A 14,210-nucleotide genomic window follows, 5' to 3' on the forward strand; every position below is an offset into this window, starting at 1 on the left:
CATACTGAGTGCCTCTCTTCAGGAACGATGCCGATGCGTGTGTGGATCGATGCCGACGCCTGCCCCCGGGCGGCCAAGGATCAGGTGGTCAAGTTCGCCCTCAAGCGGCGCTTCGAGGTCTGGCTGGTGGCCGGGCAGAGCCAGGTCAAGCCGGCCTTTGCCTGCGTCCATCTGATCGTCGTGCCGAGCGGCATGGATGCGGCGGACGATTACCTGGTGGAGCACGCGCAGCCCGGCGATCTGGTGATCTGCAGTGACGTGCCTTTGGCCGATCGTCTGGTGAAGAAGGGCGTCGCGGCGCTGGACCCGCGCGGCAAGGAATTCGATGAGCGCAACATGGGCGAACGCTTGGCGGTGCGCAACCTGTTCACCGACCTGCGCGACCAGGGCCAGGTGGGCGGTGGCCAGGCGGCCTATGGCGAGCGCGACCGGCAGGCGTTCGCCAATGCGTTGGACCGGATACTGACCCGGCTCAGCCGTTGACGGCATGACCCCGGCGCAGGCGCGCCGGGGAAGGGCGGATCAGCTCGCAGTCAGTTCCAGCACGCGGTCGACCAGTTTGTTGATGCCGGACGCGGCTTCGCTGATGGATTTGGCCAGCATATACGCCGGCGTGGTCACCAGCTTGCGCTGCTTGTCCTCGATGATGTCGCTGACCTCGCATTCCTCGTGTTGCGCGCCCATCTGCGCCAGGGTGGCGGCGGTCTCGTGGTCGGTGCCGATGGTGCAGACCACCCCCGGCCCATAGATTTTCGCGGCCAGTGCCGGCGCGATGCAGATCAGGCCGATCGGCTTGCCGGCCTGGGCGAAGGCTTGGGCGAAGGCCAGCACGTCGGGCTGGACGGTGCACTGGGCTCCGCTGATGGCGAAGTCGGAGAGATTCTTCGCTGCGCCGAAGCCGCCGGGCAGGATCAGGGCATCGAAGTCCTCGACCTTGGCCTCTCGAACATCCTTGATGTTGCCACGGGCGATACGCGCCGATTCCACCAGCACGTTGCGCGATTCCGGCATTTCGTCGCCGCTGTAGTGATCGACGACATGCAGTTGCATGACGTTCGGCGCAAAGCACTGGACTTCGGCGCCCCGCTGGTCGAGGCGCAGCAGGGTGATCACGCTCTCGTAAATCTCCGAGCCGTCGTAGACACCACAGCCGGAAAGGATGACGGCGACTTTTTTGTGCATCGAGATACTCCTGTTGGTCATTCAGACGGCCCCAGCGCGTGGCTGCCGTATTCTTGCCGGTATTTCACGGGGCGGTCCGGCGGTCGTCAATGGCTGTCGCCAAATGCCCCTTCGTCTGGCATCCCGTGCCCTGTTCCAGAGCCGTTCCGGGGCTAGCATCGCTATCGATAAGCCTAGTCGAGCCGGTCATGGATTACGTTCTCTACGCAGTGCCTTTCTTTCTTCTGCTGATCGCCCTGGAGTTGCTTGCCGACCGCTGGCGCGGGCGCAACAGCTACCGACTGGCCGATGCGGTCAACAGCCTCAGTGCCGGTGTGCTGTCCACCACCAGCGGCCTGCTGACCAAGGGGGTGGGCGTGCTCACCTATGCCTTCGCCTGGCAGCACCTGGCGATGTTCGAGTTGTCCGGGCGGAGCCTGTGGGTCTGGCTCTTCGCGTTCGTGTTCTACGACCTCTGCTACTACTGGAACCACCGTTTCGGCCATGAGCGGAACATCTTCTGGGCGGCGCATTCGGTGCATCACCAGAGCGAGGAGTACAACCTCAGCACGGCGTTGCGCCAGACCAGCAGTGGCTTTCTCCTGGGCTGGCTGTTCTACCTGCCGATGGCCGTGGCCGGGGTGCCGCCCCAGATGTTCCTGACCGTCGCCGCGCTGAACCTGCTCTATCAGTTCTGGGTGCATACCCGTCACATTCCCAAGCTGGGCTGGCTGGAGTGGCTGTTGATCACGCCCTCCAACCACCGGGTACACCATGCGCAAAATCCTATCTATATGGATCGCAACTACGGCGGAGTGTTCATCCTCTGGGACCGTCTGTTCGGCACCTTTCAGGAGGAGCTGGATGAGCACCCGGTGGTCTTCGGCGTGACCACGCCGCTGGCCAGCTGGAACCCGCTGTGGGCCAACTTGCAGTTCTACGTGCAGCTTTGGCGCGATGCGGCGCGGACGGCCTCCTGGTGGGACCGTCTGCGCATTTGGTTCATGCCCACCGGCTGGCGACCGGCGGATGTGGTGGCCCGCTATCCGCTGGCCAAGCCGGATCTGGCCCATTTCGTGAAGTTCGAGGTGCCGCTGGCGCCGGGGCGTAAGGTCTACGCGGCGGTGCAGTTCGCACTGTATGTCGCGGTGGGGAGCGGGTTGTTGGCGGTCGGAGAGACGTTGGCGTTGCCGTACCTGCTGGTCGCCTGGGCCTGGATGGCTTTCGGGTTGTATGCGATCGGTGCCTGGTTGGAAAACCGGCCTTGGGCGCCGGCTATCGAGTGTCTGCGGCTGTTGTCGATTCCGCCTGTGCTCTGGCTGGCGGAGCATGCCGGACTGTTCGCGACCGGACCGATGACCTGGCCGATCTTACTGGGCTACACGTTGCTTAGTGCGGTCGCCCTGTGGCGGATGGCAGGTAATGTGGCAAGGTTCGGCAGAACCGCCGCGCGTGGCTGAATCCGGTCACGACAGCTTGCGTTTGGCCTGCAGACGACGCCGCAGCCAGAGCGCTGCCCCGAGTAGTGCCAGCCCGCCGAGAACCCAGAGCTCATAGCGCTTCAGGTCGCCGAGCACCTGCTCCATCAACGTACCGAAATGGTACGAGGCGAGTCCCAGGCCCAGGGCCCAAATCACCGCTCCCGCGCCGTTCAGCAACAGATAGCGCAGGGGCGGATAGCCGGAGAGGCCAATGGCCACCGGCATGACCGTGCGCATCCCGTAGACGAAGCGAAAGCCCAGCACCCATAGGTCGGGATGTCGACGAATATGAGCCAGCGCCTTGTCGCCCAGCGCCGCCCATTCCGCCTTGCGCTGCAACAGCCGCCGCCCGCGGCTGCGGCCGAGGTAGTACCAGAGCTGATCGCCGCTGTAGCTGCCGAGAAAGGCGCAGACCAGCACCAGGTCGAGTTGCAGGAGGCCGCGATGGGCGAGGAAGGCGGCGAGCACCAGGATCGTTTCGCCTTCGAAGAAAGTGCCGATGAACAGCGCCGGGTAACCGAACTGATGTAAGAAAGTTTCGAGCATGATGAGCGGAAGGCTGTCGAAAGGAGCGGAGCCTACGCCTTCGGCCGCCGGCGGAAAAGCACTGGCGATGCACGGCGAGGCTGGGGAGAATGGTCGGCATTGGCCGGCCTTGGTGTCGGACGCGCTCATGCGGCAACCGGTCGCAGTGGCGTCTCGTGCGTCATGATTTGTTCATAATGCCGGCTTATAACTGTCACATTGCGCCCCGCCGTGGGCACTGGAGTCCTCCGTGAGCTTTACTCCCGCCGACCGCCTGTTCCCCGCCACCCGCCTGCGCCGTAACCGCCGCGACGAATTTTCCCGGCGCCTGGTGCGCGAGAACGTGCTGACCACTAACGATCTGATCCTGCCGGTGTTCGTCCTTGACGGCGAGAACCGCCGCGAAGCGGTGCCATCGATGCCGGGCGTCGAGCGCCTGTCCATCGACCTGCTGCTGGAAGAGGCGGCGCAGTGGGTGGCCTTGGGAATCCCGGCCCTGGCGCTGTTCCCGGTGACTCCGCTGGAGAAGAAATCCCTCGACGCCGCCGAAGCCTGGAACCCGGAAGGCATCGCCCAGCGCGCCACACGCGCCCTGCGGGCGCAGTTCCCTGAGCTTGGCGTGATCACCGACGTCGCCCTCGACCCGTTCACCACCCACGGCCAGGATGGCATCCTCGACGACGACGGCTATGTAATGAACGACGTGACCATCGATGCATTGGTCAAGCAGGCGCTGTCCCATGCCGAGGCCGGTGCCCAGGTGGTGGCGCCGTCGGACATGATGGACGGCCGCATCCAGGCGATCCGCGAAGCGCTCGAACTGGCCGAATACCCCAACGTGCGCATCATGGCCTATTCGGCCAAGTACGCCAGCGCCTACTACGGGCCATTCCGCGATGCGGTGGGCTCGGCGGCGAACCTCGGCAAGGGCAGCAAGAACACCTACCAGATGGACCCGGCCAACGGCGACGAGGCGCTGCATGAAGTGGCGACGGACCTGGCCGAGGGCGCGGACATGGTCATGGTCAAGCCGGGCATGCCGTACCTGGATGTGGTGCGCCGGGTGAAGGACACCTTCCGCGTGCCCACCTTCGCCTACCAGGTCAGCGGCGAGTACGCCATGCACATGGCGGCGATACAGAACGGCTGGTTGAGCGAAGCGGTCATTCTCGAATCGCTGACCGCCTTCAAGCGCGCTGGCGCCGATGGCATCCTCACCTATTTCGCCAAACGTGCCGCAGAACTGTTAAAACAGGGGTAACTGCCCCGGGACGACTCGATGAACACCGAAGGATTCACCAACAGCGAAGTGCTCGACGCGCAACCGATCGACGAGCCGATCGTGGAAACGCCCCCACCGGTGGAGGTGCCGCCCCCCCCACCGCCGGTGCCGAGCCTGGATGACAGCAGCCTGTACATCCATCGCGAGCTGTCCCAGCTCCAGTTCAACATCCGTGTGCTGGAGCAGGCGCTGGACGAATCCTATCCGTTGCTGGAGCGGTTGAAGTTCCTGCTGATCTTCTCCAGCAACCTGGACGAGTTCTTCGAAATCCGCGTCGCCGGCCTCAAGAAGCAGATCAACTTCGCCCGCGAGCAGGCTGGCGCCGACGGTCTGCAGCCGCACCAGGCGCTGGCGCGGATCAGCGAGCTGGTGCACGAGCAGGTCAGCCGTCAGTACGCCATTCTCAATGATGTGCTGTTACCCGAGCTGGCCAAGCACCAGATCAACTTCATCCGCCGCCGCCACTGGACGCCCAAGCTGAAGACCTGGGTGCGCCGCTACTTCCGCGACGAGATTGTGCCGATCATCACCCCCATCGGTCTCGACCCGACGCACCCGTTCCCGTTGCTGGTGAACAAGAGCCTCAACTTCATCGTCGAGCTGGAAGGCGTCGATGCGTTCGGTCGCGACTCGGGCCTCGCCATCATTCCGGCGCCGCGCCTGTTGCCACGGATCATCCGTGTGCCGGAAGACATTGCCGGGCCGGGCGACAACTACGTATTCCTCTCGTCGATGATCCATGCCCATGCGGACGACCTGTTCCAGGGCATGAAGGTGAAGGGCTGCTACCAGTTCCGTCTGACCCGCAACGCCGACCTGTCGGTGGACACCGAAGACGTCGAGGACCTGGCCCGTGCCCTGCGCGGCGAGCTGTTCTCGCGTCGCTACGGTGATGCGGTGCGCCTGGAAGTAGCCGATACCTGTCCGAAGCACCTCTCGGACTACCTGCTCAAACAGTTCAACCTGAGCGAGAGCGAGCTGTATCAGGTCAACGGGCCGGTCAACCTGACGCGCCTGTTCAGTATCACCGGCCTGGACAGCCACCCGGAGCTGCAGAACGCACCCTTCACCCCGGTCATCCCCAAGCTGCTGCAGAACAGCGACAACCTGTTCAACGTGGTGGGCAAGCAGGACGTGCTGCTGTTGCACCCGTTCGAGTCGTTCACTCCGGTGGTGGACCTCCTGCGCCAGGCCGCCAAGGACCCGCACGTGCTGGCGATCAAGCAGACGCTGTACCGCTCCGGCGCCAACTCGGAGATTGTCGACGCGCTGGTGGAAGCGGCACGCAACGGCAAGGAGGTCACCGCGGTGATCGAGCTGCGCGCGCGCTTCGACGAGGAATCCAACCTGCAACTGGCCAGCCGCCTGCAACAGGCCGGCGCGGTGGTGATCTATGGCGTGGTGGGCTTCAAGACCCACGCCAAGATGATGCTCATCCTGCGGCGCGAGAACGGCGAGCTGGTGCGCTACGCCCATCTGGGCACCGGCAACTACCACGCCGCCAATGCCCGCCTGTATACCGACTACAGCATGCTGACTTCGGACGATGCGCTCTGCGAGGACGTATCCAAGCTGTTCAGCCAGTTGATCGGCATGGGCAAGACGCTGCGCATGAAGAAGCTGCTGCACGCGCCCTTCACTCTGAAGAAGGGCATCCTCGACATGATTGCCCGCGAGACCCAGCACGCCAGCGACGGCAAGCCGGCGCAGATCATGGCCAAGGTCAACGCGCTGACCGATCCGAAGATCATCCGTGCGCTGTACAAGGCCAGCCAGGCGGGGGTGAAGATCGACTTGGTAGTGCGCGGCATGTGCTGCCTGCGTCCGGGTATTCCCGGCGTTTCGCACAACATCCAGGTCCGCTCGATCATCGGCCGGTTCCTCGAGCACAGCCGCATCTACTACTTCCTCAACGGCGGCGACGAGAAGCTCTACCTCTCCAGTGCCGACTGGATGGAACGTAACCTCGACAAGCGCGTCGAGACCTGCTTCCCGGTGGAAGGCAAGAAGCTGGTGTCGCGGGTGAAGAAAGAGCTGGAGTCGTACCTGACCGACAACACCCAGAGCTGGATCCTGCAGCCCGACGGCCGCTATGTGCGGGTCAGCCCGACCGGCAACCAGAACCCGCGCAATGCGCAGGCCGGCCTGCTGGAGAAGCTGACCAACCCGGTGATCAGCGTACGCTGAGGGTGAAGTCGATCCGCTTGAGCCACTCGGCTTCCTGCTCGAAGTCGGCCTGGGTCAGCGGGTTGGCGGCCAGCCAGCCTTCGGGAAACTGGATGTCCAGGCTTTGCGGTCCGGCCTTCAGTTGCACCTGGGGCATTTCCTGGGTGCCGCGGATGTGATGGAACAGGATGGCGAAGCGCAGCAGGACGCAGAGACGCACCAGTTTGATGCCGTCGGCGCCGAACTCGGCGAGTTTGTCCTGAGGAATGTTGCGTCGGTGGCCGCGTACCAGCAGTGACAGCATCTGTTGGTCCTGGCGCGAGAAGCCGGCCAGATCGGAGTGCTCGATCAGGTAGGCGCCGTGCTTGTGGTAGTGGTAGTGGGCGATATCCAGGCCCACCTCGTGGACCCGTGCCGCCCAGCTCAGCAGCTCGCGGTGCCAGTCTTCGTTCAGTTCCCAGGCATCGGCGACCTTGTCCAGGGCGGACAGCGCCTTTGCCTCGACCCGCGCCGCCTGCTCGACGTCTACGTGGTAGCGCTCCATGAACGAACTCAGGGTGCGCTCGCGGACATCTTCGTGGTGATGGCGTCCGAGCAGGTCATAGAGCACGCCTTCGCGCAGGGCGCCTTCGGAATGTGCCATCTGTTGCAGCTCCAGTGCATCGAAGATCGCCTCGAGAATCGCCAGGCCGGCCGGGAAGATGGCGCGACGGTCGGGCTTGATACCCTCCATGTCCAGCTTTTCGACTTCGCCCAGCTTGAGCAGCTTGCGCTTCAGCCAGGCCAGGCCTTCGGCGTTGACTTCGCCGTTGCCGTAGCCGCCGCTCTTGATGGCCAGCCCGACGGCGCGGATGGTGCCGGACGCCCCCACCGATTCCTGCCAGCCGAGGCGGCGCAGGCTCTGCTCGATGCCCATCAGCTCGAGACGGGCCGCGGTATAGGCCTGGGCATAGCGCGCGGCGGTGATCTTGCCGTCGCGGAAGTAGCGCTGGGTGTAGCTGACACAGCCCATCTGCAGGCTCTCGCGCAGCAGCGATTCGAAGCGCTGGCCGATGATGAACTCGGTGCTGCCGCCGCCGATGTCCACCACCAGGCGCTTGCCGGGCGTGTTGGGGTAGGTATGGGACACGCCCAGGTAGATCAGGCGTGCCTCTTCGCGACCGGATATGACTTCGACGGGGTGGCCGAGGAGTTCCTCCGCCCGGCGGATGAATGCGCTGCGGTTGCGCGCTTCGCGCAGGGCATTGGTGCCGACGATGCGTACCGAACCCTGAGGCATGCCGTTGATCAGTTGGGCGAAGCGGCGCAGGCAGTCGAGCCCGCGCTGCATGGCTTCTTCACTGAGCATGCGTGCTTCGTCGATGCCTGCCGCCAACTGAACCTTATCGCCGAGCCGCTCCAAGATTCGGATTTCGCTCTGATCGGGTTTGGCCAGCACCATGTGGAAGCTGTTCGAGCCAAGGTCAATGGCGGCAATCAGGGGAAAACTCTCGGCTGCTTTGGGCATATCGGCGTCTCGCTGGGAACCGCGCCATCCTGCCACGATAGGGCGTTTACGCCAACGCGGAGTGTGGTACTGGCGTACCAGCAACCTATGATTTCCTGTGTCATAATAGAGCGCCGCAATTGGATGAAGGAGGTTGATTTGTCCGTTCAATCCATGCAGGCCCTCGGGTCTCGTTCTTTTAAGACTGTGAATCCACCGGTTTTCTTCGGTTCACTGCTGGTCGTCACGATTTTCGTAGTGGTCACACTCACCAACTTGCACGCCAGCGAAGCGGCGTTCGCCGCCATCAAGGAAGGAATCACGCATAACTTCGGCTGGTTCTTCATTCTCAGTGTGCAGGCGTTTTTGCTGTTCTCGCTCTACCTCGCCTTGAGTCGTTTCGCCCACATTCGCCTGGGCGGTAGCCAGGCCAGGCCGGACTACGGGTTTGCCGCCTGGTTCGCCATGCTGTTTTCGGCCGGCATGGGGATCGGCCTGGTTTTCTGGAGCGTGGCCGAGCCGGTCTATCACTTTGCCTCGCCGCCGCGCATCGAGGGGCACAGCATCGAGGCGGCCAAGGGAGCGATGGAACTGAGTTTCCTCCACTGGGGGCTGCATGCCTGGGGTGTCTATGCCCTGGTGGGGCTGACGCTGGCCTATTTCAGCTATAACCGAGGCTTGCCACTGACTATCCGCTCCGCCTTCCAGCCGTTGCTCGGCGATCGTATCCAGGGCCCGCTGGGGCATCTGATCGATATCGTCGCGGTGGTCGCCACGCTGTTCGGTGTCGCCACCTCGCTGGGGCTCGGCGTCAGTCAGGTGGCGGCCGGCCTGGGTGGGCTGCTGGGCTTCGTCCCGGATACCGCCGTACATCTTTGGCTGGTGGCCGGCATCACGGCGCTGGCGACGCTGTCGGTGGCCCTCGGCCTGGATAAGGGCATCAAGTGGCTGTCGCAGATCAACCTCTGGGCGGCTCTCGGCCTGCTGCTGTTTATCATTGCCCTTGGCCCGACGCTGTTCATCCTGTCCGGCGTCGTGCAGAACACCGGCGATTATCTGCAGAACCTGCTGAGCCTCGGTTCCTGGACCGAGACCTACCGTCCCGACTCCACCTGGCAGTCCGGCTGGACGGTGTTCTACTGGGCCTGGTGGATTTCCTGGTCGCCCTTCGTCGGCTTGTTCATCGCACGGATTTCCCGTGGTCGGACGGTGCGCGAGTTCGTGCTCGGCGTCCTGCTGGTCCCGACGCTGCTGACCTTCCTGTGGATCACCGCATTCGGCGGCACGGCTTTGTACGAGGAGCTGTTCGGGGCCGGCGGTATCGAGGTGGCGGTGCAGGCCGATGTCTCCACGGCATTCTTCGCACTGCTGGCGCATTACCCCTTGGCCAGCATCAGCAGTGTGCTGGCCATGCTGCTAGTGGTGGTGTTCTTCGTTACCAGCGCCGACTCCGGGGCGCTGGTGATCGACACCATCACGGCGGGCGGCCGGCTGGATTCACCGGTCGGGCAGCGGGTGTTCTGGTCGTCTTGTGCGGGTGGTGTGGCGGCCGTCCTGCTGCTGGGCGGCGGGTTGAGTGCCTTGCAGACGGCGGCGATCAGCACCGGCCTGCCGTTCGCCGCGATCCTCTGGATGATGCTGTTCAGCCTGAACAAGGCCCTGCGCGAAGACCTTCCGTCGCCGAGCGCACCGCTGGCAGGCGGGGCCTCGGCCTGAGGCTCAGTTCACCGAGCCGATGAACTGCGCCAGCTCGGGTGTCCTCGGATTGGCGAACAGCTCCCCGGGCGGTCCGGACTCGTGCACCTTGCCCTGGTGCATGAACACCAGCTTGTCGCCGACTTCGCGGGCGAAGCGCATCTCGTGGGTGACCATCACCAGGGTCATGCCTTCGTCGGCGAGCTGACGCACCACCGTCAGTACCTCGTTGACCAACTCGGGATCGAGTGCCGAAGTGATTTCGTCGCAGAGCAGCATCTTCGGCGACATGGCCAGGGCACGGGCAATCGCCACGCGCTGTTGCTGGCCGCCGGAGAGGCGGTCGGGAAAGGCGTCGAACTTCTCCGCCAGGCCAACCCGCTCCAGCATGCACCGGGCGAGGCGCTGGGCTTCATCGCGGGACATCTTCTTCACCACCTGTGGCGCGAGCATGACGTTCTCGCCCACAGACAGGTGCGGGAACAGGTTGAACTGCTGGAACACCATGCCGACCTTCTGCCGCAGGCTGCGCAGGTCGGCGCGCTGGGCATCGAGGTATTCGCCGTCGACTTCGATCACTCCGTCGTCGATCCCCTCCAGACCGTTGAGGGTGCGCAACAAGGTGCTTTTGCCCGAACCGCTGCGGCCAATGATGGCGACCACTTCGCCTTCCTCGATCTCGAGGTCGATGCCTTTGAGCACGTGATGCTCGCCGTAGTACTTGTGCAGGGCAGAAATCCTAAGCAGTAACATGCAGCCTCCTTTCCAGATAGCGCGCACTGAGCGAGAGGGGATAGCAGAGGAGGAAATAGCCGAGGGCCACCAGGCCGTAGACCAGGAACGGCTTGAAGGTGGCGTTGGCCAGCATGCCGCCGGTCTTGGTCAGCTCGGCGAAGCCGATGATCGAGGTGACTGCCGTGCCTTTCACTACCTGCACGGAGAACCCGACGGTGGGCGGCACGGCGATACGCAGCGCCTGCGGCAGGATCACATAGCGCAACTGCTCGAAGCGGTTCAACGCCAGACTGGCCGAGGCTTCCCATTGCCCGCGCGGGATCGCTTCCACGCAGCCGCGCCAGATTTCGGCGAGAAAGGCGCTGGTGAACAGTGTCAGTGACAGGGCGGCGGCCAGCCAGGGCGAGACGTCGATGCCAAGCAGGGCGATGCCGAAGAAGACCAGAAACAACTGCATCAGTAGCGGCGTGCCCTGGAATACCTCGATATAGAGCCGGGCGAAGCCCCGCAGGGCGGGTTGCGGAGCGATCCGGGCGGTGAGCAGCAGAAGACCGATGAGGCCGCCGCAGACGAAGGCCAGCAACGAGAGAAGCAGGGTCCATTGCAGGCCGACCAGCAGGTTGCGAGTGATGTCCCAGAGGGTGAAATCCATCAGCCTCTCCTTACGACGAAGTACCGTCCGGCCCAGGCCAGCACCTGACGCAGCAGCAAGGCCATCGACAGGTAGAGCAGGGTGGTCAGCAGGTAGGTCTCGAAGGCACGGAAATTACGCGACTGGATGAAGTTGGCGGCGAAGCTGAGTTCTTCCGCAGCAATCTGCGAGCACACCGCCGAGCCCAGCATGACGATCACGATCTGGCTCGACAGCGCCGGCCATACGGTGGCCAGGGCCGGGCGCAGGACTACATAGCGGAATGCCTCGAAGCGGTTCATCGCCAGGGCGGCGGCCGCCTCCAACTGGCCACGGGGGATCGCTTGGATACCGGCGCGGATGATCTCGGTGGAGTAGGCGCCGAGGTTCACCACCATCGCCAATACCGCCGCCTGCCACTCGCTCAGGCGAATACCCAGGGATGGCAGACCGAAGAAGATGAAGAACAGTTGGACCAGAAACGGTGTGTTGCGGATCAGTTCGACATACACGCCGAACAACCGGTCGAAGGGACGGATGCGCCAGGCACGCAGCACCGCGCCCACCACGCCGAGACCGACGCCGAACAGGGTGCCGATTACCGTCAGTTCCAAGGTGAACCAAGCCCCGCGCAACAGCAGGTCGGCCTGTTGCAGCACTGGGGTGAAGTCGAACTGGTAAGCCATTGTCGGCACGCGCTCAGAGGTCGGCCGGCAGCGGCTGCTTCAGCCATTTCTCGGCGATTCCGTTGAGACTGCCGTCGGTCTTGGCGGTGGCGAGGATTTCGTTGAGCCTGGCCTGCAGTTCCGGCTGGTTCTTGTTCAGGCCGATGTAGGCGGGCGAGTTCTTCAGGTTCAGCTTCATCGCCGGCACGCGCGCCGGGTTGCGCTCGGCGATGGCGGCCATCACCACGTTGCCGCTGGCGATCAGGTCGACCTGGCCGGAAAGGTAGGCGGCGATGGTCGAGTTGTTGTCCTCGAAGCGCTTGATGGTGGCGCCTTGCGGGGCAACCTTGGACAGCTCGATGTCTTCCACCGATCCGCGAGTGACGCTGATTGTTTTGCCGGCGAGGTCGGCGATGTCATTCAGCTCGGCGTCTTCCGGGCCGAACACGCCGAGATAGAAAGGCGCGTAGGCGGTGCTGAAATCGATCACCTGCTCGCGCTCGGGATTCTTGCCGAGGCTGGAGATCACCAGGTCCACCTTGCCGGTGGTGAGGAAGGGGATGCGGTTGGTGCTATTCACCGGAGTCAGTTCCAGCTTGACCTTGAGCCTGTCGGCGATCAGTTGCGCGGTGTCGATGTCCAGGCCGCGCGGCTTGAGGTCCGGGCCGACCGAGCCGAACGGGGGGAAGTCCTGCGGGACGGCGACCTTCAGCACCCCGCGCTCGATCACGTCGGACAGCGCATCGGCGTGAGCCGGCGCCTGGCCGAGACCCAGGGTGACCAGCAGGGCGGCGAACAGGGTTTTGCGGATTTTCAGCATGGCGCGTCTCCGGAGAACGATCGGGATGAAAAATCGTGTTCCAGATTTTGCAGGTCGCATGCCAGTGCCAGGAAAATCGAGGTCCTGGCGGCTTTTTATCGGCTAAACAAGGTCTTACTGGTCTGAACAGTTGAGTTGTTGGAGACCTGGCATGCCAAGGCGATGCCCGCCTCTGGTGCGCGGGGCTCGGGCGGCGCGCCAAAAGTGGGAGTCACTTGCCGTGCAACCCGTCCTGGCCTTAAAAAGGGCCAGCCCCTGGACTGACTGGCCTGAACAGTGATGCTGCCAACCGCCCCCCGTGCCGTCCCCGCCTACGCGCTGCATGCGATCCGCAAGCTGATCGACGACGGCGGCTATCGTGCCGGGGATGCACTGCCTTCCCAGCGCGAGCTGGCGGAGCGGCTGGGTGTCAGCCGGGCTTCGTTGCGTGAGGCGTTGTCTTCCCTCAGCGCCTTGGGGGTGATCAGCGTCCAGCCCGGAAAGGGTGTATTCGTTCAAGGGCAGGAGGCGCGCCGCGACGTCTCCGGTGGTTTCACCTGGCCGTTCGCCGAACGGATATCCGCGGCCGATACCTTCCAGTTGCGCTTCGCCCTGGAGGGCTTCGCCGCCGGGCTCGCCGCGTTGGCCCTGACCGCCGACGACCTGGATGCCCTGGAAGACAACGTCGAGGCGATGCGCCTGGAGTTGCGCGGAGGAGACTTCGAGAAAGCGGCGCAACTGGATTTCGCTTTTCACCGGCAGATTCTCCAGGCCGGCGGCAACCAGGCAATCCTCGGGATCGTCACCGCCAGCGAGGATATCTTCCTGGAAAGCCAGAAACTGCCGTTCATTCGCCCGGAGCGGGCAATGGAGACCTGGCAGGAGCACCGCCGGATCCTGCGAGGCCTGGCACGGCACGCCGCAGGCACGGCACGCAAGGCCATGGAAGAGCACATCCGTGCTGCGGCGCTGCGTACCGGGATCGCGTTCGGCACCCTGGGAAACTGAATGGGGCGGGCAGGCTTCTAATGACACGATAGAAAGGCTCAATCGCCCGACGCTTTCGGTCGGGATCAAGCCGGGCTATGATGGCTTTCACTTTTTTGCATCCGAACCACGGAGAATTTCCATGAGCGAATTCATCACCAACGTCAGCGACGCCAGCTTCGAGCAGGACGTGCTCAAGGCCGATGGTCCGGTGCTGGTCGACTACTGGGCTGAGTGGTGTGGCCCGTGCAAGATGATCGCCCCGGTCCTGGACGAAATCGCCAAGGACTACCAGGGCAAGCTGAAGGTCTGCAAGCTGAACATCGACGAAAACCAGGAAACCCCGCCGAAGTACGGCGTGCGCGGTATTCCGACGCTGATGCTGTTCAAGAGCGGCAACGTCGAGGCCACCAAGGTGGGCGCTCTGTCCAAATCCCAGTTGGCTGCCTTCCTCGACAGCAACATCTGATTGCTGTGCGAAAAAAGCCCCGCCTTTGCGCGTAATGCTGTTCACTTAAGCATTTGAGCCCCGGCGGGGCTTCCCCGAAAATCCGATGCCAGGTCTCTGGCATCGGATTTTTTATGTCTCTCCAACAG

14 protein-coding genes are annotated in these 14,210 nt (G+C 63.7%); 7 read left to right on the top strand and 7 right to left on the bottom strand.

Annotated features, from left to right (window positions below; genetic code table 11):
• Positions 1–33 precede the first annotated feature (33 nt).
• Positions 34–483 (top strand): YaiI/YqxD family protein, encoded by a 450-nt coding sequence (locus tag BZL41_RS22880; protein ID WP_095601389.1) that lies wholly within the window; start codon positions 34–36, stop codon positions 481–483.
• A 39-nt stretch (positions 484–522) separates the two neighbouring features.
• On the opposite strand, the gene elbB is transcribed toward BZL41_RS22880, so the two are convergent.
• Entirely contained in the window at positions 523–1,182 is a 660-nt protein-coding gene (gene elbB / locus BZL41_RS22885; protein WP_095601390.1) for an isoprenoid biosynthesis glyoxalase ElbB, read from the bottom strand.
• A gap of 188 nt (positions 1,183–1,370) precedes the next feature.
• Here elbB and BZL41_RS22890 point away from each other — a divergent pair, with 188 nt between their 5' ends.
• Entirely contained in the window at positions 1,371–2,621 is a 1,251-nt protein-coding gene (locus tag BZL41_RS22890) for a sterol desaturase family protein (protein ID WP_095601391.1), read from the top strand.
• Between the two features lie 6 nt (positions 2,622–2,627).
• Here BZL41_RS22890 and BZL41_RS22895 read toward each other — a convergent pair whose 3' ends face one another.
• Positions 2,628–3,188 (bottom strand): DedA family protein, encoded by a 561-nt coding sequence (locus BZL41_RS22895; RefSeq protein WP_095601402.1) that lies wholly within the window; start codon positions 3,186–3,188, stop codon positions 2,628–2,630.
• Positions 3,189–3,417: 229 nt separating this feature from the next.
• Here BZL41_RS22895 and hemB point away from each other — a divergent pair, with 229 nt between their 5' ends.
• A complete protein-coding gene (hemB, locus tag BZL41_RS22900) occupies positions 3,418–4,428 on the top strand; it encodes a porphobilinogen synthase (protein ID WP_084333154.1) in 1,011 nt (336 codons plus the stop codon).
• Between the two features lie 18 nt (positions 4,429–4,446).
• The gene (gene ppk1, locus BZL41_RS22905) at positions 4,447–6,636 is read left to right on the top strand and encodes a polyphosphate kinase 1 (protein WP_095601392.1); all 2,190 of its coding nucleotides are present in this window, start codon (positions 4,447–4,449) and stop codon (positions 6,634–6,636) included.
• Here ppk1 and ppx read toward each other — a convergent pair.
• Positions 6,623–8,122 carry an exopolyphosphatase gene (gene ppx, locus BZL41_RS22910; RefSeq protein WP_095601393.1) on the bottom strand — a complete coding sequence of 500 codons (1,500 nt, stop codon included), beginning with the start codon at positions 8,120–8,122 and terminating at the stop codon, positions 6,623–6,625. The two genes, ppk1 and ppx, sit on opposite strands and share 14 nt — an antisense overlap.
• 153 nt (positions 8,123–8,275) lie before the next feature.
• On the opposite strand from ppx, the gene BZL41_RS22915 reads away from it, so the two are divergent.
• Complete coding sequence (locus BZL41_RS22915) at positions 8,276–9,817, top strand: BCCT family transporter (RefSeq protein WP_095601394.1); 1,542 nt, start codon at positions 8,276–8,278, stop codon at positions 9,815–9,817.
• A gap of 3 nt (positions 9,818–9,820) precedes the next feature.
• Here the strand turns inward: BZL41_RS22915 and BZL41_RS22920 are convergent, their stop codons facing one another.
• Genes BZL41_RS22920 through BZL41_RS22935 form a run of 4 tightly spaced genes read right to left on the bottom strand, consistent with a single transcriptional unit; the run spans position 9,821 to position 12,647 of the window.
• A complete protein-coding gene (locus tag BZL41_RS22920; RefSeq protein WP_095601395.1) occupies positions 9,821–10,549 on the bottom strand; it encodes an amino acid ABC transporter ATP-binding protein in 729 nt (242 codons plus the stop codon).
• On the bottom strand, positions 10,536–11,186 hold the full coding sequence (locus tag BZL41_RS22925) for an amino acid ABC transporter permease (RefSeq protein ID WP_174706201.1): 651 nt from the start codon (positions 11,184–11,186) through the stop codon (positions 10,536–10,538). Before BZL41_RS22925 ends, BZL41_RS22920 begins: the two co-directional genes overlap by 14 nt.
• Positions 11,183–11,848, bottom strand: a complete 666-nt coding sequence (locus tag BZL41_RS22930; protein WP_095601397.1) for an amino acid ABC transporter permease — start codon at positions 11,846–11,848, stop codon at positions 11,183–11,185. The genes BZL41_RS22925 and BZL41_RS22930 overlap by 4 nt, the downstream gene beginning before the upstream one ends.
• Positions 11,849–11,861: 13 nt before the next feature.
• The gene (locus tag BZL41_RS22935; protein ID WP_095601398.1) at positions 11,862–12,647 is read right to left on the bottom strand and encodes a transporter substrate-binding domain-containing protein; all 786 of its coding nucleotides are present in this window, start codon (positions 12,645–12,647) and stop codon (positions 11,862–11,864) included.
• A gap of 279 nt (positions 12,648–12,926) precedes the next feature.
• On the opposite strand from BZL41_RS22935, the gene BZL41_RS22940 reads away from it, so the two are divergent.
• Together BZL41_RS22940 and trxA are read left to right on the top strand one after the other, a co-directional pair.
• Positions 12,927–13,634 carry a FadR/GntR family transcriptional regulator gene (locus tag BZL41_RS22940; RefSeq protein WP_095601399.1) on the top strand — a complete coding sequence of 236 codons (708 nt, stop codon included), beginning with the start codon at positions 12,927–12,929 and terminating at the stop codon, positions 13,632–13,634.
• Between the two features lie 121 nt (positions 13,635–13,755).
• Entirely contained in the window at positions 13,756–14,082 is a 327-nt protein-coding gene (gene trxA / locus BZL41_RS22945) for a thioredoxin TrxA (RefSeq protein ID WP_084333138.1), read from the top strand.
• Positions 14,083–14,210 lie beyond the last annotated feature (128 nt).

Source organism: Pseudomonas sp. PIC25, from assembly GCF_002286785.1.
Classification (GTDB): domain Bacteria; phylum Pseudomonadota; class Gammaproteobacteria; order Pseudomonadales; family Pseudomonadaceae; genus Pseudomonas_M.